Below are 17,945 nucleotides of genomic sequence, written 5' to 3' on the forward strand. Positions count from 1 at the left end.
ACTCTGAATCTTTATGAGCATTTTTTCCGCATCAGCAGCACTGCACCGCTGATAATGGCAGTAACACCAGCCCCGATGGCTACCGGCAAACTCGTACCGGTATCAGCTAGTTGACTGCCCGCTCGGCCTTGCGAAGCGCCCGGCTGCCCTGGTTGACTCGGCTGACCCGGCTGGTTAGGAGCACCTGGATTACCCGGCGCTGTTGGCACAGCGTTCCACTTAGCGTATAGCGTGAAGTTAGAATTTGGCATTGTATGGATGTTAAAGTCCCACTGCATCAGATAAGTTGGATCAGCATACCACCCGGAAAAGGTATAGCCAGCCCGCGTCGGATCAGCCGGCCGCACCGCCTTGGCAGTGTAGGCGACCGTTTGAGATGGTACCGGTGAGCCTGAGCCGGTATTAAACGTCAGCGTGTAGGTCGGGCACTGCTTGGCATCGCCATTGATTGTCCAGCCGTGACCACCGTCGGCCACTGTCTTTTGCAGCGCTGCATGCGCCGCCTCCGCCGTACAATATTTCAGGCCAGCCGCACCCAGCGTCACTGGTGACTTGAGTACTGCATTATTCCAGGCAGTCAGTGTTGCGTCGTAATTTTGCACCGATAGCGCCGTATTATCAAGCATATTCGCCCCACCAGCATACGGATCACCCGTAACGTCCTGCAGCGAGGTCAGTTGCCAGCCAGCCAGCGACTGGTTGAATGCCCGCGCATTGTCCAACATCCGCACCATAGCATGTGCTTTCGTCATATTCCACAGCCCGATCGGTTGATTGAACGAATTTGCCCACTCGAACATGCTATCAGCGTATTCAAGTTTTGCAGTATTCCAGCTGGCAATTGACGAACTACCGCCGTTATTGAACGCCCCTGCATACGCAAACATATGGCCAGCGCTCGTCACATTTCCCATGTTCCACGAACCGATGTTTTGGTTAAACTGTCCGGCGCCATGGAACATATTAGCAGTTGTCGTCACATTTGATGTATTCCATCGCCAATTGGCACCCTCACCCTTGAGTGAGCGAGCCGTGTCGAACATACCTTGCAGACTCGTTACGTTCGTGAGATTTGGCACGTCAGTCGCCTTGACGTCCATATTCTCAGCGCCCCGAAACGCCGAGTCCATGCTGCGCCACACGCCCGTTCCCCACTGGTCAACTGACATGATTTTCAAACGATCACCGGCATTATTCACATAAATCTGCGGGAATGTACCGCCGATACGAATTGTGTGACGACCCTCATCGCTGTATGTGCAGGTGTGGCTACCCGTCACGCCCACAGCGTCAGGAATACCGTCATTGTTACAGTCGACCGTATAATTATATCCCCCGCCTGTCACCGGTATAGTAAATTGATCGGTGTTTGATACGCCCGGTTTCGTGGTGTCAATCGTCATGACAAAATCAGTATTGTTAATTGGATCAGCTTTCGCTGGCTGCGTCATCACAAGTAGCGTCAGGCCACCAACACCAAGCATCATAACCCCTGCTGTTAGCGTCGGCAGCAAGCGCCTGCGTCGTTGTAAATATTTCATAAACCCCCTATTATGTTCATGTTACTTCGTTGTACTATTACCTCAAATAATACGCGACTAAGCCCTCCATTGTCAAGAAAATCCCGCCCTCATCGCAGGCGGGAAATGTCTCAGTTTATCACGTCGTATTATTCGGCACTTGGCTCGCCAGCATCTGGCTGAGCCGGCTCTTCTTTTGGCTGGTTTTTACGAAGCTTCTCTGGATTGCGGATAGCTTTGTGCTTATCAGCAGCTGGCTCTTTAACCCACTTTGGCAAGGTGACGCCAGCTTCTTTCAATAACTTAACAACACGCGGTGTTGGCTGGGCACCATTGTCCAAATATTTCTGTGCTAATTCAGCCTGAATATTTGCTGCTTTAGTGTGTGGATTGTAGCTGCCGACATACGCGACCACGCGACCGCTTGATGGATGGCGCTGCGCCTCTTGTACTGCCAGGCGGTACACCGGATAACCCTTGCGACCCAACCGTTGCAAACGAATTGCTAGCATGTGTGATTTCTTCCTTTTCTTACAACTCTTTGATTAATGTATTACTCCTAGAGAGTGTACACTATTTCGCTATGTACGTCAATTCTGTCTTGAGTCTGGGCAATTATCCCATTGAAGCAAGTGATCAATAAATAACTTATGCTATACTAGTATTAATAACCAATTTCGAAATCCGGTAAACTTACGCGTACGGCGCGGCGAAATGGATAAGTCCATTAACATCGCCGCGTTTTTTATATAAATAAGCTCGGGTAACTCAGTGGATAGAGTACGCTTCTGTCGAAGGCGATAACGTGGGTTCGAATCCCACCCCGGGTACCAATAATATTCCCATAAAGGTAAAGACCCCTTGGGTAGGGGTCTTACGCTTCTGTCGTATCTCTCATTATACGTCAGATTGTTTGTGGTGTCCATAAATCACTTGCAAAATATAATGTTTAATTATATAATACAGTTCGATAAGCTGTCTAGACTTATGAAATATACTGTAAAACAATTACAGGCGGATTTTCCTGATGATGACGCGTGCCTTGAATGGCTAGTTGCGTACTTATATCCAAACGGGATAACCTGCCCTAAATGCGATACAATTACCAAACACTACCGAGTATCTGGTAGGCGTTCATATTGTTGCTCGAAATGCGGCAATCATCTGTATCCGCTTGCTAATACTATATTTCATAGGTCACGCACACCCCTTACAGACTGGTTTCACGCTATTTACATAATGAGTACAAATAAGGCTGGTACGAGTGCAAGACAAATTGAGCGTGAGATTGGTGTCACCTATAAAACAGCATGGCGGATGATGCATCAAATTCGTTCAATGATGGGCAATAAAGATACTGAACTAGCCAACGATGTAGAAGTAGATGAAACATATATACACCCTAATGTATTCAAGCGTTCGTCTGCTCAAAAGCGGTATGGTCGTGATGCGCGGCGCACGGGAGAAATTCTATTCGGTGCTGTTGAACGTAACGGCGAGGTGAAGATATGGCACGTTAAATCATCTGGTGTTCGTGTATTACAACCTTTGATACTTACAAACGTTAAAGACGGAGCTACAGTACATAGCGATGGTCACAAATCATATACGTCACTACCTAAATACGGATATGATCATCGTACTACTAATCATGGAATCGGTGAATATTATACTGAATATTCATATACACAAAACATTGAAAACGTATGGTCACATATTAAGCGCGGTATCAAGGGCGTATATCGACATGTCGGGACTAGGTATGTTCAATTATACGCAAACGAATACGCATGGCGATATAATCACCGCCAACACAAAGTGTTGTTTTGGTATTTGCTGGCGGATATTATTTATCCGCGGTCTTGCGCTTTTTCGCGGCAGCAGCAGGTTGCTTCTTACGCGCTACCTGCTTCAGGATATCGAAAAACTGTTTCTTAGTTGGTTCTTTTTTCTTTACGTTAGCCATTATCTTTATTATACCCTACGCATGCCAATAGTGATTTGGGCTAAGTGAGTAATACGGAATAGTAAACAAACCTACGCCGATAAAACAAAGCAAAACATGTTTGATTATACTGTGACCTTTTTGTTGTCGAGTATAAAGTGCCTTATCTTTGCCCCGTAGGTTGTCGTTATTTTGCTTTTGATTGTCCATAAGAGCCTCCATTCTTTCTATTAAAAAGGACAGCCATCGCTGGCTGTCTAGACCCACAACAAGGGTTTATCCCTATTGCTTTTAGCAAATGGCTGCCCATTTTCGGGATAAAAAATGAGCCTCGCTGTGAGTCTAGACGAGGTTATTATATCATTTTCAAAAGCGTTGTGCTACCGATCTTTTGGTTTTGAGATCTTATTAGTAAATAACCCACCAATATAACCAATGAATATATAAACCGCATTAACCAACCGTGATTTATCTCCATACAAAATTTCAAGGACACTGTACACAATAATAGCAATAATTAGAACAACAGGTAAAACCTTAAATAGCATTATTCTATTCCCATGCTCGGCTTCGCGTTGCTCTTCGGTACGTATTTTTTCGTTTACTTCAAGAACTTTATCGATCTCATCAAAAGATGCCGACTTCGCATTATTAAGTCGATCGTTGTCAATTTTTTAAGCGAAATACCCAAGATCTAGCTTCAAGCCGCGTACCGTTGCAGCAGATACGGACACTAGGAAGTAATCTGCAATCTCCTCAATCGTTTCGGCTTGTCTCCATTTTTTACGAAATTCATTCTCAGGCATTAAAAGATCTGCTGCAAATTCATCAGCCTCTCTTTCGGTCTGATTGTAGCTATTTGTGTCTTTAATTCGATTTAAAACACCTGTAGCTGGCTTAAGATATGTGCTGACAACTTCTTGTCCAACAGTAATTTGATTTCGATGCTTTACATAATGACCAATTTCGTGAGCTAATGTGAATCGGTTGCGTAGTTGAGAATGTTTTGAGTTTAAAAATATAATAAATTTTCCATCAATATGAGCCAAAGAGCCAGACTGTCTGTCGTCCCACTCCTCGGTCATTTTTACGCTAATACCGAGCTCCGATGCAATGCGCATCAGCTGTACAGGAAACCCATTTCCGTCTGAACTTCTGTCGATGATTTTTTCAACTTCAGTTTGATTCATGATTTCCTCCTATTGTATAGCTATTATATTTATACACAAGCATAATCATTATATTTACATTGTAACACCTTCATTGCTGCTAACATATAAGGAGCTTGTCTCAATGGGATAATTGCCTGAGTCTGCTATTGACTTTTTATGTCTATCTGTTGTAATATCCAAATATGCCACATGAACATATCCAACCAAGAGAAATCGATGATACAGATTTTATTATTTCGGGTCTGCTTGGTGAAGGCGGCTCAAAAACAGTATTTGACGCAATCATTAATGGAAAAAGAAGGGCGCTGGCGATACCGAATAGTATTGACGATCCCGATACACAGGCAGAGAAATGGAACAGTGTATTACAAGAACCCGAAAACGCGAAACTACTGTCTGAATTAGGACTTCTCACCATTCCAGAATACGAAATAATGGTTACTACTATAAACGGTCGGGAATTACCAGTACTAAGCATGACGCCATTTTCTGACCTTCCTTTTAAGGTCTTTGACGGCAAGGATGGAACACAGACATATACACACGGTCCACTTTCTCATATTGAACATTTTTCAGATATTTCTTCCTATATCACTGGTTTTGGCGCCGATATCGCCACGCTCACACAATCGGGAATCGTCCTGTCGCGAGACAGTATATCGTTTGCCGCCCTACCGGACGGATCGATGCGCTTATTCTTCTACGATTTACAGGGTATGACAATTAATGATGATTCGGTTAATAAAGATGAGCTTAGAGAGGATTATTCAAAACTAGTCGTTTATATGTTAGACAACATATTCGACTACCAGCAGTTGATGCGTTTTGAAGAACAGGGCTACGATTTTCGTGAGCGCATGGACCTATCACAGAAACTTCAAGCAATCGCTAATTAAACTTTTTAGTGTTGCTCGACGCGAAGTGTATAATTTAATTGTAGATAACCTAATAGAAGCCGTAGCCGACAGAGCCGAGAAAGACAAACGCCAACTTGAAGCGCCCGGTGTTGCGCGATGCCTAAAGGAAAGGATTAATTCTTGGAAATGAAACGACAACACATCATTGACCTACATACCCATACTATCCACTCTGACGGAGTGTTAACGCCAATTGAACTAATTGATCGAGCATATGATAATGGTGTATCCGTACTGTCGATCGCCGACCACGATACGTTAGGTGCATATAAGGACGAATCAACATTTGAACAGGCTAAGAAACGTGACATTCACCTCATCCCCGGAGTTGAAATTTCAGCCAAGTATCGTTCTGTCGGTATTCATGTTTTGGGACTTTTTATTGACTATGAGAATGATACTCTCAATAACCTCTTAGAGAGGCAGCATGATTTTAGGATTGATTATATGAACCGTGCTGTTGATATGTTTGAAAAAGACGGCTGGGCGATTGCACCAAAAGAAAGCTTACTCTCACTAGGGTCAATCACTAAAGCTCACATTTCCCAAAGTATCGTTGAGCACGAGGAGAACGCTAGTCGTCTAAAAGAAGTGTTCGGTGAAATTCCCAGTCGCGGAAGATTTATCGAAGCAATGATGAATGAAGGCTGTAAGTACTTCGTAGAACGTGAAACATTATCACCAGAAGAAGCTATCCAAGCAATTCACGACGCGCACGGTGTTGCAATCTTCGCCCATCCTATTGCCAGTTTATACGAAGATATGGATATGACAGCCCTCCGCGACGTGATTAGCAATACTAACTTCGACGCACTCGAAGCGTTTTATTACTACCATGACCAGTCCAGAGGCGGAGCGATGGTGACGGCAATTGATCAAATGACAGAACTTGCTCAAGAGTTTGGACTTGCTGTGAGCGCTGGCTCTGATTACCATGGACCAAATCCAGCTCATGGTCGTCAGACCGATGTAGGGTTCAAGGGAATGCCAAGAAAACCGGGATTGAAATACCTTAAAGCTTTGGAAGAGATAGCTCTCAAATATACTTCTTAGTAGCAGCTAACTTAGCGGATAATCCCGCCACCCAAGCATTCCTCGCCGTCATATATTACGGCCGACTGACCCGGGGTGACGGCGCGCTGCGGCTCAGCCAGCTTGACTGTCACCTTCTCACTAGCATCGTTATTGATGCATGTGACCTCTGCCTTGATCAACGACGCTCGGTGTCGCACCCGAACCTGATAGGTGCCGTCTTTTAGCGGCTGATTGATCCAGTGAACGTCAGTCAGGGTCAATTCTTTCCGCCACAAGTTACCATCATCAATTGAGCGGGACACGTAAACTTCATTCTTGGCCATATCTTTGCCGACGACATAGTACGGCAAGCCGCCACCAACATTCAGGCCATGCCGCTGCCCCAGGGTATAGAAAATTGCGCCATCATGCCGGCCGACAACCGCGCCCGTTGGCTGGTCGATGATATCGCCAGGGCTCGTCTCGACATATTCTGACAAAAACTCACGAATTCCCACTTGCCCAACAAAGCAAATCCCCATCGACTCCTTTTTGCTGGCCGTCCACAAGCCCCGCTCTTTGGCCATCTGGCGCACCTCAGCCTTGGTAAAATCACCCAGCGGAAACATGGTTTTTGCTAGCGCCTCGGACGTCACGCGGTAGAGGAAATAGGTTTGGTCTTTATTGTCATCGTGAGCCCGGAATAGTCGACCCTCGCTCAAACAAGAATCTGCTCTGCGGGTGGCGCGAGGCGGGGTAGCGCCCGAAAATGTTTTCAGCTTACCTGAAAAATTTTCAGGGGCGGACCGAGCGACAGGACCCGCGGGAAGAAAAGTACGCGCATAATGCCCCGTCGCAATATACTCCGCACCCGCTGCCAACGCTGCGTCCAAAAACAACTTAAACTTCACCTCTTGATTACACATCACATCAGGATTTGGCGTCCGACCCGCCTGGTATTCGCGGATCATATAGTCAACAACAGTTTGCTTATACTCTTTCTGAAAATCAAACACCTGAAAATCAATTCCCAGTCCCACCGCCACGCGTTTGGCGTCAGCCACATCCTCGGCCCACGGACAGTGCATACCCGGCAAATCTTCCGACCAATTTTTCATATAGACGCCGGTCACCTCGTGGCCCTGCTCAACCAACAGCGCAGCCGCTACCGACGAATCAACACCGCCCGACATACCGACGAACACCCGAGCCATCAGCGCGACACTCCCAGTGCAAACAAACCGATCCGCAGCAATTCGCCGACCGCCAGCCACCAGCCCCACGGCGTCAGCCACCACCATGCACTCCAATGCCTGTCGTGCGTCGTCGGGCGTGCCCGCAGCTCAACATTCGGCAGTTGCGCTGAAAACTCAGCCAGCGCCCGCCGCATGTGATAGCCGCTGGTCACTAGGATGACACGCTTGATACCACGCTGCGCTATAATACTCGCCACTTCCTGGGCGTTTTGTTTGGTGGTCTCTGAACGTTCATCCATCACCAAGGCCGCAGCTGGCACACCCGCCGCTTCGGCTTGTTTTCTCATAGCGGCGGCGTTAGACGGACCGGATTTATCAGCTGCAGCACCAGACAAGATAATAGTCGGCGCCCAGCCAGCTTGATATAATTTGACTGCCTCAGCCGTGCGCGCTTCGGTATCGCCGCCGCTGATAACAATGATGGCGCCCGCTTTTTGGCACTGCCCCGAACCCGGGCGCGGACAATCTTTCAAGTCATCCGGCGATAAGTAATAACTCAGGCCGACAACGACTGCGACCGCAATTAACACCAAGCCAATTAACCGATGAATCACTGCGTCCTCGCCTTCTCGCGCCGCACCGCCTCAATAATTAGCTTAGTCGCCTGACACACATTAGTCTCATCGTTCAGCCGTCCCAACGTCAGCCGCAAACTACCATCAATTGCCGCATCACTCAGCCCAATCGCCGCCAAAACGTGTGAGCGCGTCCCCGAATTAGCCGCGCAGGCACTACCCGTCGCCACCAGCACGCCGTGCGCTTCTAGTAAAAACACCAATCGCTCAGCGTCAATACCAGGAAACGAAATATTGAGGAAATTAACCAGCGATTTTTTCTGATCAGAGGAAATAATCATGTCGGGGAAAGCCGCTAATAGCTTTTTTACTAACGTATCACGCAGTCCTCGCAGCCGTTTTGCTTCACCGCTGCGACGCTCGGTAGCTAACTCCAGCGCCGTCGCAAAGCCGACCACACCAGCCACATTTTCCGTGCCGCTACGCAGACCCGCCTCCTGCCCGCCGCCAACGATATTTGGCTGTAGCTTGACGCCCGGCCGCAGCCATAGCAAACTAACCTGCTTTGGTCCGTAAACTTTTGCCGCCGATAGCGTCAACAAATCAACCCCCAGCCGCTTAATTTTCACATCCATCAGCGCTGCGGTCTGCGAGGCGTCAGTATGAAATATAAGCGGCGTAGATTCGCCATTTTCTTGGCGTCTGAGTCGCTCGGCCCTAACAACTTCGGCAATTTCTTCAATGGGCTGAATATATCCGAGTTCATGATTCGCCAGCGCGATACTCATAAAACTAACGTCTGGCGTCAGTAGTTTTTCAACAGCCTGCGGATTGATGCGTCCATTTTTCATCGGTAGGATGAGCCGAACGTCCGAGCGCGCTTTCGCAGAATTGATAACCGAACTATGTTCAATCGCCGAGACTAAACTCACGCCAGACGCTGCGGTAAACGCCAGATTGATAGACTCCGTGGCGCCAGCTGTCATCACTAACTCATCCGCACCCACGCCCAGCACCCGCGCGATACGCGACTTGGCCTCGCGGTAGTCACGCTTGACGGTGACCGCCGGTGCATATGGACTGGACGGGTTAAAGAACTTCTCGGAAAAATACGGCTGCATTGCCTCAACCACCAACGGATCCATCGGCGTAGCAGCAGCGTGATCAAGATATATCATAGAGGATTCCACACATACTATTATACCAAGCAGCCCAGACGGCGACTACACCAACTGTCCAGTTTTCGGATCGCGATTATATAGCTGGCGTGCCACCCGTTCATGATATTCATTAACCGCCAGCACAAAGTTTTGTAGCTCCTGGCCTTCGAGATAGTTATACTGATAGTTAGGCTGGATTTTCAAGATACCCTTCGACTGCACCTCGTAGCGCGTCGTCAGCTCATGACGCTTGCCGTCCTTGCTCATCACTTCTTCGTGCCAAATCCACGTCGTTTTATCGAGGTTAAAGAACGTCCGTCGGACGACGTGAGCCGGCTTTTCACCAAAAATCGTTGCACCAATTTCACTCTCCAGTTGAATCAGTTCGCGCTCAGTCAATTTTTTCAGCGGCCGATCTTTACGAGTGAGTCGCAGTAGTGAGCGCGTCGATTTCGGGACTTTTGGCGCCGAGGCGGCGTGAGCCGGCTTTGCCGATTGAGATGAGCGTGAAAGACGCGTGTTATCCGCCAAGACGAGACCAAGGGCTTTTTTGAGAATCGTTGGCATAAATCACCTCCTTTCAGGCTGCTCGTCTATAATTATTTCTATGATCCTTTGGCATGGCGTCAGACGCGTCGAAAGCTTGTGCCGCGATCGCATTATGCTTCATTCGATACTCCCCAATGCGCTCACCAATTGCTGTAACAGTTTGCAAACATTCCTCAACCCAGCTCTCCAGTCTTCGTCGCTCCTCTAGCGATATCTTTGCCGGCTCGGCCGTATCAGCCACCACCTCGGCACTACCGCGCACCGCCGCTTCGGATAGACGCGGCGCCACTCGCTGTGATCGCTCTGGGTGTGCTTGCGTCGCCAAATCCAGCGCTTCGGCCCGCGCCTTTTGAATCGACATCATTTCTGCGATTGGTCTTGGCTGCTGATTCATTATCTCTCCACTTTTACAAGCCAAAAAGTTTTACCGTGTTATCGGTCGCTACCTTTTCGAGGTCACGAAGCACTAGCTTGCGCTCCGCTGCCCAATACCGTGCCACCAACTCCACATATTCTGGCTTATTCAGCTTACCACGAAATGGCTTCGGTGTCAAGAACGGCGCGTCGGTTTCTAGCAATAATCGTTCCAACGGAATGGAGGCGAATAATTCCTGCTGCGCTTGGTCTTTGGTGAACGTGCTAATGCCATTCAAGCCAACATACAACCCGCGAGCAAATCCCTTGTCTAAATTGAGGCGCGTATCAGTAAAACTATGCAGCACACCGCGCAGGCCATGAAAATTGTCAAAAATCGGCCAAAAATCATCCCACACCGACGGCTGATCAGGTGCACCATCACGCACATGAAAACTAACCGGCAGGTTATAATCCACTGCCAACTGCAGTTGCGCCTCCAGCGCCTGAATTTGCACCTCGCGCGGGCTGTGATTGTAATAATAATCAAGCCCAATCTCACCAATCGCCACAATTGGTGAATTATCCTCTCTGCTTTTAAGCAGTTGCTCCACCTCATTCCAGCCATCTTTGCTGTCATGCGGATGAACGCCAACTGCCGCCCAAGTGTAGTCGCGATTCGCGGCAAACTCCACTGCTTGCTGGCTGCTGCGCTGGTCAGTACCAACACAAATCATACCGATACCCGCTGCAATTGACTGCTGGTACAATTCTTCTCGATTGTCCGCAAAAAACTCAGTGTCGTGCAAATGACAATGCGAATCAATCAAACGCAAATTTGTCGCTGTATTATTCTCCGCTACCGGGCTTGCCATTATTTACCTTGAGTTTCTGCTTTTGGCACACGTGGGTCGGCTGTATGGAGATGGAGGCGCGGGAACAATGGCGTCAGCTGTGATGGCACGACACCGCTGGCGAACATCTCGTGAATTTTCTCGGCAGTTTGCGGCATAAATGGACGAAGCATATCAGAGACTTGAAGCAATGTGCCGCAGGAATGCGCCAAAATCTCGCCCAAATGCGCTTCCGCCTCTGGGTCTTTATCACGTTTTTTAGCAACTTGCCATGGTTGCACGCGCTCAATATATTGATTCAATGAACGGATAATCTGCCAAATTTCATCAATCGCTAGGTTAAAATTTAAAGACTCCATATCAGCACGGTACGGCCCCATATCGTGTTCAGACTGCGGTGCATCGCCAATAACGCCGGCTTGGTACGACTGCACCATCTTGGCCACTCGCTGCACCAAATTACCCAGGTCATTACCTAGCTCGCCGTTATAAGCCGCTTCAAACTTCTCCCAAGTAAAGTCACCGTCATCCTGAGTTGGCACGTGGCGCAGAAAATAATAGCGGAAAGCCTCAACACCATAGTGCGGGATGATATCAACCGGACCAACGCCATTACCGAGACTCTTACTCATTTTGGCACCGCCAACGTTGATAAAGCCATGGACCAATAATACTTTCGGCAGCGGCAAATCCAGTGCCATCAACATCGCTGGCCAAATCCCGGCGTGAAAACGAAGGATATCCTTGCCGATCACCTGCACATCTGCCGGCCAAAACGCCTGCCATTCATCAGCTCGGTCAGGATAGCCAATGACAGTGATGTAATTACTCAGCGCATCCAACCAGACATACATCACCTGCGTGTCATCGCCTGGCACTGGCACACCCCAGCTAAGGTTCTTGCGCGGACGCGAAACCGACACGTCTTTCAGTCCGTCCTTCATCAATTCCAAAAACTCTTTTTTACGAAATTCAGGCACAATTTTCATCTTGTTTGATTCAATTGCCTGGCGAATTTTGTCCGAAAAAGCACTGGTCTTAAAATAATAATTTTCTTCGCTCAGCCGCTGGTACGACGCTTGATGATCAGGACAAATGCCATTATTTTCAGCCGCTTCTTTGTCAGTGACGAACGCCTCGCAACCTTGGCAATACCAGCCCTCATAAGTGCCTTTATAGATATAGCCAGCCGCAGCAAGCTTCTGCCAAATATACTGCACCGCGCTAACGTGATGCGGATCAGTTGTGCGGATAAAATCCGTCGCTGAAATATTCAACTCGGCAATCATGTTCTGGAAATTGCCATGCATTTGATCGACGTAGGCTTGCGATGTCTGATTTTGGCTGGCAGCCTTGGCAGCAATTTTATTGCCGTGTTCATCCACGCCCGTCTGGAAACGCACCTCGCGGCCGTTTTGCCGCTGATACCGCGTCCACACATCCGCTAGCATGTAGTCCATGGCGTGCCCAATGTGCGGCAAACCGTTGACATAAGGAATAGCAGTAGTGATGTAGGCGTGTTGTTTAGTCATGAGGGGAATTATAGCAGTTTTTAAGGGTAATTGCCACCATTGATCAGTGGCAATTCGTCGATTTCTTATCTACAAAATTACTCTGTAACTGAGATCTTATTGCTCTTGCGCAAAGGAGATTCGATTACCATCCGGATCATGAATATCAAAGACCAAAACAACTCCCCAGTCGATTACCTCACCCACTTCAATACCACATGCAATTAATTCAGACCGATATGCCTGGGCATCCTCAATACCAAGTATTAGTGATCCCTTGCTTGGCTCAGGACCATCTTCAACGGTCAGCTGCAGCCAAGCAGCATCAGTGAGTTTATATTCGACCGTGTTCTCCATTGGTATAGTATCAGGTTGACCGAGCTATTTCGCATACCAAGCTATCGCAGCCTTGATATCACTCACCTCAAAAACACTGACTACACTATTAAATAATGATTTCTTCGTACCGCCCTCTGCTTGCGTTGTCATATCTACCCCCAAATGCTCCATTATTCTTCATTTCGTCGTAATATAATCCAGCGCAACCTGTCAAATATTACCATTCAACGCTTTATTGCAGGTTAGCCGAGGGGCGCGTGAGCCACACGTGCTGTAGAAAACTAATATCTTTATATGGCTTCAAATCACACACGGCCAGTTCAACCTTTGTTAATTCTTCCAGCCATTCATCACTTGACTTAAATTCATTCGGCTGCAGACCATAGAATGTTCTGATTGCCATATACTTTTCTAACCGTAATCCAGATATAGCTAAAAGCTCATCTATCGTGTAAGTACTACCCTGTGTGAATGAAGTAGCATGAAAACTTTTTCCGCTTAATAAGCCGAGGGCCGTCTCTACATCATTCGAAAAGACAACACTTTGCATAACCTTACCTGCTTGATTATGCTTTATAATTGAGATGCGCCCATTATCCTTAAGGAGGCGCTTAAACTGATCAAGGTAGGCTGCCCTATCGGCTGGTGGAATATATTCTAAAACATTATGACAGACAATAACATCAAATGACTTCTCTTGTAATTCTACCAACCGCTCAATGCTACCCAATAATCTCTCATAAGCAACCTTCTTATCAGCATAGAGCATATCTCTGTTGGGCTCAACGGCAACAACCTCATTATTTGTCGACAAGAACTTACTAACCAGCCCAAAGCCCGAACCAAAATCCAAAATTTTTAAATCTTTCAGGTGCTTCAACTGTGCAAACGTTATTTCATACTGAATCTTACCCCACGGTTGCTTGAGCATATCTCTGTAGCTCTCTAGATTGACTACCATAAATGTCCTCCGTTCTCTCACTTAATTCTATACCATCACTGCCACCACCGCAATTCGTCCCGCCGTATCGCCCGATGAGTGTGAAAAGTAATGCCGATCGTCTGCTGTGTCAATTGGTGAAATGAAAATATTATCACTAGGAACGCCCGACTGGACGGCTAGCGAACGATTAAACCCTTGCATATCCAGATAAATTCCGTCAGCTGTTTGGCGGCAGAAATTGTGCCATTTTACATCGCTTGTATGATGAAAATAATCCATACGATAATTATCCTGTTTGACGCTCGGCGACATCCAAATCTGTAAATCGTTCGCCTGGCTACTACGCTCGACAAAATATTTAACTGCCCGAGTCATAAGCTGCGCGACCGTCGAATGCCGACCTAAATGCGCCAGCATTAGCGCCCGACGCTTTGGATCATAAATAACTGTAGCAATACAGTCCGCCACTGGCAACAACAAACCGACGCCAGCCGCTTCGGTATAGAGCGCGTCAGCAAAAATACCTTCGCTGTTATATCGTGTCGTGTCGGTTTCAGCAACTTCGGCGATACTATCAAAGGTTTGTGATTGGTCATATGAAATCACTTGATAGACAACATCGTCATAGGTAACACCAAGTTGGTCACAAAACCGCCGCCGATTCTCCAGTATATCAGCTCCGTGACGACCACGATCAAGCATGGTACCGTCGTCTTTCGACGAAACCGCAACCAACAAGTCAGACAGAAAGCAGGTGGGCTGATCTGCCGCAATCATCGCGCCCGCCATTCTCGCGCCAGTCGCTGCCAATCCTCAATCGCCAGATCTTCAGCACGAGCATCGGGTGAAATGTCAGCCTTTTTTAGCAACTGTTCGACAGCATCTTTACTAATAGCTAGCCCGCCACTCAAGCTGGAGCGCAGTTTTTTACGCTTAGCCGAAAAACCGGCTTTGACGACACGGAAAAAATCTTTTTGGTCGTTAGGATTGACCAGCGGCTCGGTGCGAGTTCTCAATACCACCACCTGCGAATCAACTTTTGGTGGCGGCGTGAAGAATTGCCGCGGCACTTCAATATCGAGTTCTGCCTCGGCAAATAGCTGCGCACTAACCGCTAAAATACTCATTTCACCAGGCTCCGCCGCGATGCGCTGGGCGACTTCTTTTTGTACCAGTAGCACCACTACATGTGGTTTATTTTCCGCCGTCATCAGTTTCTCAACAATTTTGCTCGTGATATAGTACGGCACGTTGGCAACTACTTTATAACCAGCCGGCAACTGGTTCAAATCAAATTGCAAGATGTCTTCGTTGATAACTTCCAAGTTTTTGCCAGGAAATTGCCCCGGCAACTTACGCGCCAAATCCCTGTCAAATTCTACTGCTACCACCCGTCCGGCTCGCGCTAATAATCGGCTGGTCAAGGTACCAAGTCCCGGCCCAATTTCCAAGACCACATCATCCTTACTCAGCTCCGCCGCCTCGGCAATTTCCGCCAAAATCTCTGGGTTGCGCAGCCAATGCTGGCCTAACTCTTTTTTCGGCCCACGAGCTGATGCCATCTAACGTCCGTCTCCGTTCGTCCAGTCAGTCGCCAGATCAAATCCATGCGGATGCCGCGTCGCAAACCCGCCAGTATCGTACACTTTACCAGGCCCCATGCTGGTTTCTACCACTGAGCAGCGCGGATAATTACCGTAATTTGCCGCTACTAAAATATAACCGTCCTTATCCACCTTGGCACCATCCGCCCGCACCGTGTAGCCACCGCCGCCGCAGGCATTGATCACGACATTCATTGGCAGGTCATAGTAAGTTTCGCGGTGCGCCACGCCGCGTGAATCAGTAAAGATATGCGCACCCTTTGACTTCGTTAATGGATTTTTCGGCTTGGTGCCGATCACTTCGATTTGCTTTTTAGGCTGTTTACTGATACTGCTACTTATTTCCTTACGGCTGATCTCAACACCGCGCTCGGCCTGGGCCTGGTAGGTCACGGTACGAATACCCTTTTCGCCCAGCTGCTTAATTTCCTTGAAACCAATCGGCTGATTCGCATCCTTGATCTGCTCCACTGGGAAGTCAACGTCAACCTCCTCGGTCACGGTTCGCAGCGGCGCACGGGTAATGTTCATCAGCACGTTTGTCCCATCCAGCAGCATATTATCGCTCGTCATAAATTCAACCCTATCCTCGACATATAGCGTGATCCCCGCCGCTTTGGCGATTCGCTGCGGCGTCTGCTCCGCTGTGGTAATATGTGAGCGCCGCGAACCATCAATGACCGTTACCGGCCGAGCTCGAAAAATTATCACCGTAAATGTTGTTCCTGTCAGCTCCATATCAATGTCTGGCTTAACAACGTCACGCCGCTCATCAACCGTCACCCGCGCCAGCTGTAACGCCTGGCGTACGGTGCGTGCTCGGGTCATGATCGTCTGCTCGCGGCCGCGGTCGCGAATCGTCACCAGCCGCTCCGCTGACGATTGGGCGTGATTATCTTGTGCTTGGACAGGCTGAGATAGCAGTAAGCCAACCGTACCAGCCACGAAAGCCATGAAGCAGCCCAGCAGAACAACCGGCCGCCAGCCTTTCTCTATGTGCCATTTCCACCATTTCATCATTCTGCTCTAGTACCTAATTAACGGACGTATTATACCATATTTATCTAATAATTACTAGTACCACCCTCTGGCCTTGCTGTGCGCCACCGCTTTTTCCCATGAACCATATCGCCCCATCACGTAACCATGCATCCAATTTAGTGAATCGACTGGGTTGAGCGGATTTCCTGGTACTTTACTACATGGCAACGCTTGTGCGAGACCGCAGGCACCGCTCTGGTTGCGAGCATTTGGATTCCAGCCACTTTCTTTCTGCACCAGCCACTCGGCATAACCCCATTGGTCACGCGGGATATTTGACGCAGATAGCCACTGATCTTTATTGCCGCCACCAGTATATGGCATAGCCGCATTCTTCGTACCGATAATTTCAACTTGTTTTTTAGGCTGTTTTATTACTTGGCTAGCAATCTCCCGACGGCTCACCTCCTTACCATTTTGCACCTCAATCTCATAGGTCACGGTTCGCCGGCCCTTTTCGCCCGCCTCTTTCACCTCCTTGTGACCCGTCTCGCGATTGGCATCCCGCACTGTCTCGACCGGAAAAGCGACATCTTCATCAGTTGTGATCGTCTGCTTACCGTTGCGCCAAACATCCAGCCGCATCCCACTAGTAATCGGCGCCTCGAGCGGCATTGATACGGTATCGTTACTGGCCAGCTGGACATGCTTTTCCTTGAGCAGTGCGCCAACGGTTTTCGCGTGGGTGCGCACTTCAGCCACAGACCCGTAGAGATTGAGCTGTAGTGGCGTGGCCCGCTTGATGGTCAAGACCGCATTCGTGCCGCTGGCAACCACGTTTTCGGCGGCATGAATATCGACAAGATCCTCGCTATAGAGTTTAATCCCCGCCGCTTTGGCGATCGCCGCCGGGGTTTGCTCCGCCGTGGTTAGCCGAATACGCGCCCTACCATCGACTACCGTTACCGGTCGAGCCCGAAAGATATTAACATTATACGAGCTAGCGACCAACTGCTCGTTAAGTGCTGGCTCCACTACATCTCGCCGCTCGTCAACCTCAATCCGCGCCGCCTTCAGTGCCTCGCGCACCGTTTTTGCCCGAGTGATAATTGTTTTCTCGACTCCCTTATCATAGACGCTCATCAGACGCTGGCCGTCGCTCCGTGATGGACGCTCGGTACCCTGCGCCAGTGCAGCATCCGCTAGCTGGATCAATGTCACTCCAAGTACGAGCAAACCGATCAATAGAAAAATCTTCTTTGAATGGTAGCGAATAGATAAACTCTTTTCCATAATCTCGCTCGTGGGCAG

General features: G+C 48.5%; 19 protein-coding genes and 1 tRNA gene. 4 read left to right on the plus strand and 16 right to left on the minus strand.

Annotated features, from left to right (window positions below; translation table 11 throughout):
- Nucleotides 1-11: 11 nt before the first annotated feature.
- Both FBF28_02780 and rpsP read right to left on the minus strand, forming a co-directional pair.
- A complete protein-coding gene (locus FBF28_02780; GenBank protein ID QJU08476.1) occupies nt 12-1,541 on the minus strand; it encodes a BspA family leucine-rich repeat surface protein in 1,530 nt (509 codons plus the stop codon).
- 128 nt (nt 1,542-1,669) lie between these two features.
- Nucleotides 1,670-2,032 (minus strand): 30S ribosomal protein S16, encoded by a 363-nt coding sequence (gene rpsP / locus FBF28_02785; GenBank protein ID QJU08477.1) that lies wholly within the window; start codon nt 2,030-2,032, stop codon nt 1,670-1,672.
- 245 nt (nt 2,033-2,277) lie between these two features.
- Here rpsP and FBF28_02790 point away from each other — a divergent pair.
- Both FBF28_02790 and FBF28_02795 read left to right on the plus strand, forming a co-directional pair.
- Nucleotides 2,278-2,353 (plus strand) — tRNA-Asp (locus tag FBF28_02790).
- Nucleotides 2,354-2,435: 82 nt separating this feature from the next.
- On the plus strand, nt 2,436-3,458 hold the full coding sequence (locus tag FBF28_02795; protein QJU08478.1) for an IS1595 family transposase: 1,023 nt from the start codon (nt 2,436-2,438) through the stop codon (nt 3,456-3,458).
- Between the two features lie 681 nt (nt 3,459-4,139).
- On the opposite strand, the gene FBF28_02800 is transcribed toward FBF28_02795, so the two are convergent.
- Entirely contained in the window at nt 4,140-4,655 is a 516-nt protein-coding gene (locus FBF28_02800) for an ImmA/IrrE family metallo-endopeptidase (protein QJU08479.1), read from the minus strand.
- 164 nt (nt 4,656-4,819) lie between these two features.
- Between FBF28_02800 and FBF28_02805 the strand changes: the two genes are divergently transcribed.
- Both FBF28_02805 and FBF28_02810 read left to right on the plus strand, forming a co-directional pair.
- A complete protein-coding gene (locus tag FBF28_02805; protein QJU08480.1) occupies nt 4,820-5,533 on the plus strand; it encodes a hypothetical protein in 714 nt (237 codons plus the stop codon).
- Between the two features lie 147 nt (nt 5,534-5,680).
- Nucleotides 5,681-6,607 (plus strand): PHP domain-containing protein, encoded by a 927-nt coding sequence (locus tag FBF28_02810; GenBank protein ID QJU08481.1) that lies wholly within the window; start codon nt 5,681-5,683, stop codon nt 6,605-6,607.
- An 11-nt stretch (nt 6,608-6,618) separates the two neighbouring features.
- Here the strand turns inward: FBF28_02810 and FBF28_02815 are convergent, their stop codons facing one another.
- The 13 genes from FBF28_02815 to FBF28_02875 all read right to left on the minus strand — a co-directional run bounded on the left by FBF28_02815 (nt 6,619) and on the right by FBF28_02875 (nt 17,927).
- On the minus strand, nt 6,619-7,782 hold the full coding sequence (locus FBF28_02815; protein QJU08810.1) for a tRNA-specific 2-thiouridylase: 1,164 nt from the start codon (nt 7,780-7,782) through the stop codon (nt 6,619-6,621).
- Nucleotides 7,782-8,378, minus strand: coding sequence for a YdcF family protein (locus tag FBF28_02820; protein ID QJU08482.1), 597 nt, complete (start codon nt 8,376-8,378; stop codon nt 7,782-7,784). The genes FBF28_02815 and FBF28_02820 overlap by 1 nt, the downstream gene beginning before the upstream one ends.
- On the minus strand, nt 8,375-9,517 hold the full coding sequence (locus FBF28_02825) for a cysteine desulfurase (protein QJU08811.1): 1,143 nt from the start codon (nt 9,515-9,517) through the stop codon (nt 8,375-8,377). Before FBF28_02825 ends, FBF28_02820 begins: the two co-directional genes overlap by 4 nt.
- Before the next feature lie 45 nt (nt 9,518-9,562).
- Nucleotides 9,563-10,066, minus strand: a complete 504-nt coding sequence (locus FBF28_02830) for a hypothetical protein (GenBank protein ID QJU08483.1) — start codon at nt 10,064-10,066, stop codon at nt 9,563-9,565.
- A 13-nt stretch (nt 10,067-10,079) separates the two neighbouring features.
- Nucleotides 10,080-10,442, minus strand: coding sequence for a hypothetical protein (locus tag FBF28_02835; protein QJU08484.1), 363 nt, complete (start codon nt 10,440-10,442; stop codon nt 10,080-10,082).
- A gap of 13 nt (nt 10,443-10,455) precedes the next feature.
- Entirely contained in the window at nt 10,456-11,277 is an 822-nt protein-coding gene (locus FBF28_02840; GenBank protein ID QJU08485.1) for a TatD family deoxyribonuclease, read from the minus strand.
- Nucleotides 11,277-12,788 (minus strand): methionine--tRNA ligase, encoded by a 1,512-nt coding sequence (locus FBF28_02845; protein ID QJU08486.1) that lies wholly within the window; start codon nt 12,786-12,788, stop codon nt 11,277-11,279. The genes FBF28_02840 and FBF28_02845 overlap by 1 nt, the downstream gene beginning before the upstream one ends.
- Before the next feature lie 96 nt (nt 12,789-12,884).
- Nucleotides 12,885-13,124 (minus strand): hypothetical protein, encoded by a 240-nt coding sequence (locus FBF28_02850; GenBank protein ID QJU08487.1) that lies wholly within the window; start codon nt 13,122-13,124, stop codon nt 12,885-12,887.
- 214 nt (nt 13,125-13,338) lie between these two features.
- Entirely contained in the window at nt 13,339-14,067 is a 729-nt protein-coding gene (locus FBF28_02855) for a methyltransferase domain-containing protein (GenBank protein QJU08488.1), read from the minus strand.
- 27 nt (nt 14,068-14,094) lie between these two features.
- Entirely contained in the window at nt 14,095-14,859 is a 765-nt protein-coding gene (locus FBF28_02860; protein ID QJU08489.1) for a polyphenol oxidase family protein, read from the minus strand.
- Nucleotides 14,823-15,611: a ribosomal RNA small subunit methyltransferase A gene (gene rsmA, locus FBF28_02865; protein QJU08490.1), complete on the minus strand. Its 789-nt coding sequence runs from the start codon at nt 15,609-15,611 to the stop codon at nt 14,823-14,825. The genes FBF28_02860 and rsmA overlap by 37 nt, the downstream gene beginning before the upstream one ends.
- On the minus strand, nt 15,612-16,673 hold the full coding sequence (locus FBF28_02870; protein QJU08491.1) for a hypothetical protein: 1,062 nt from the start codon (nt 16,671-16,673) through the stop codon (nt 15,612-15,614). It abuts the gene before it with no gap.
- A gap of 54 nt (nt 16,674-16,727) precedes the next feature.
- A complete protein-coding gene (locus tag FBF28_02875; protein QJU08492.1) occupies nt 16,728-17,927 on the minus strand; it encodes a DUF348 domain-containing protein in 1,200 nt (399 codons plus the stop codon).
- Between the last annotated feature and the right edge of the window lie 18 nt (nt 17,928-17,945).

It is taken from the genome of Candidatus Saccharibacteria bacterium oral taxon 488, from assembly GCA_013099195.1.
Classification (GTDB): Bacteria; Patescibacteriota; Saccharimonadia; order Saccharimonadales; family Saccharimonadaceae; genus Nanosynbacter.

Excerpts from the sequence above, each read along its gene's own strand:
- FBF28_02780 (QJU08476.1), bottom strand. The coding sequence starts at position 1,541 with ATGAAATATTTACAACGACGCAGGCGCTTGCTGCCGACGCTAACAGCA.
- rpsP (QJU08477.1), bottom strand. The coding sequence starts at position 2,032 with ATGCTAGCAATTCGTTTGCAACGGTTGGGTCGCAAGGGTTATCCGGTG.
- FBF28_02800 (QJU08479.1), bottom strand. The coding sequence starts at position 4,655 with ATGAATCAAACTGAAGTTGAAAAAATCATCGACAGAAGTTCAGACGGA.
- FBF28_02805 (QJU08480.1), top strand. The coding sequence starts at position 4,820 with ATGCCACATGAACATATCCAACCAAGAGAAATCGATGATACAGATTTT.
- FBF28_02810 (QJU08481.1), top strand. The coding sequence starts at position 5,681 with ATGAAACGACAACACATCATTGACCTACATACCCATACTATCCACTCT.
- FBF28_02815 (QJU08810.1), bottom strand. The coding sequence starts at position 7,782 with ATGGCTCGGGTGTTCGTCGGTATGTCGGGCGGTGTTGATTCGTCGGTA.
- FBF28_02825 (QJU08811.1), bottom strand. The coding sequence starts at position 9,517 with ATGATATATCTTGATCACGCTGCTGCTACGCCGATGGATCCGTTGGTG.
- FBF28_02830 (QJU08483.1), bottom strand. The coding sequence starts at position 10,066 with ATGCCAACGATTCTCAAAAAAGCCCTTGGTCTCGTCTTGGCGGATAAC.
- FBF28_02835 (QJU08484.1), bottom strand. The coding sequence starts at position 10,442 with ATGAATCAGCAGCCAAGACCAATCGCAGAAATGATGTCGATTCAAAAG.
- FBF28_02840 (QJU08485.1), bottom strand. The coding sequence starts at position 11,277 with ATGGCAAGCCCGGTAGCGGAGAATAATACAGCGACAAATTTGCGTTTG.
- FBF28_02845 (QJU08486.1), bottom strand. The coding sequence starts at position 12,788 with ATGACTAAACAACACGCCTACATCACTACTGCTATTCCTTATGTCAAC.
- FBF28_02850 (QJU08487.1), bottom strand. The coding sequence starts at position 13,124 with ATGGAGAACACGGTCGAATATAAACTCACTGATGCTGCTTGGCTGCAG.
- FBF28_02855 (QJU08488.1), bottom strand. The coding sequence starts at position 14,067 with ATGGTAGTCAATCTAGAGAGCTACAGAGATATGCTCAAGCAACCGTGG.
- rsmA (QJU08490.1), bottom strand. The coding sequence starts at position 15,611 with ATGGCATCAGCTCGTGGGCCGAAAAAAGAGTTAGGCCAGCATTGGCTG.
- FBF28_02870 (QJU08491.1), bottom strand. The coding sequence starts at position 16,673 with ATGATGAAATGGTGGAAATGGCACATAGAGAAAGGCTGGCGGCCGGTT.
- FBF28_02875 (QJU08492.1), bottom strand. The coding sequence starts at position 17,927 with ATGGAAAAGAGTTTATCTATTCGCTACCATTCAAAGAAGATTTTTCTA.